The following is a 525-nucleotide window of genomic DNA, read 5'->3' on the forward strand; positions in this document are numbered from 1 at the left end:
GTTCAAAGCTTAACCACTTCTTCAAATTCTCAAGCTCAATCTTTAGAAGAAACTGCTGCAGCTTTAGAAGAGATCACTTCTTCTATGCAAAATGTTTCAGTTAAAACTAGTGATGTTATCACTCAATCTGAAGAGATTAAAAATGTTACAGGTATTATAGGTGATATTGCAGATCAAATTAATCTTCTAGCTTTAAATGCTGCTATTGAAGCTGCACGTGCTGGAGAACATGGTAGAGGATTTGCTGTTGTGGCTGATGAAGTTAGAAAGTTAGCTGAAAGAACTCAAAAGTCTTTATCTGAAATAGAAGCTAATACTAATTTACTTGTTCAATCCATCAATGATATGGCAGAAAGTATTAAAGAACAAACTGCAGGTATTACTCAAATCAATGATAGCGTAGCACAAATTGATCAAACTACTAAAGATAATGTTGAGATTGCTAATGAATCAGCTATTATTTCTAGTACAGTAAGTGATATAGCTAATAATATCTTAGAAGATGTTAAGAAGAAGAGGTTTTAA

The 525-nt window shown here is 32.4% G+C and carries 1 protein-coding gene; it reads left to right on the forward strand.

What is annotated here, in order from left to right; genetic code table 11:
• The coding region (locus ELQ07_RS08165) for a methyl-accepting chemotaxis protein (RefSeq protein WP_134224989.1) at positions 1-525 on the forward strand (525 nt) is incomplete at its 5' end.

Source organism: Campylobacter sp. US55 (genome assembly GCF_004378955.1).
GTDB classification, from domain to species: Bacteria; Campylobacterota; Campylobacteria; order Campylobacterales; family Campylobacteraceae; genus Campylobacter_D; species Campylobacter_D jejuni.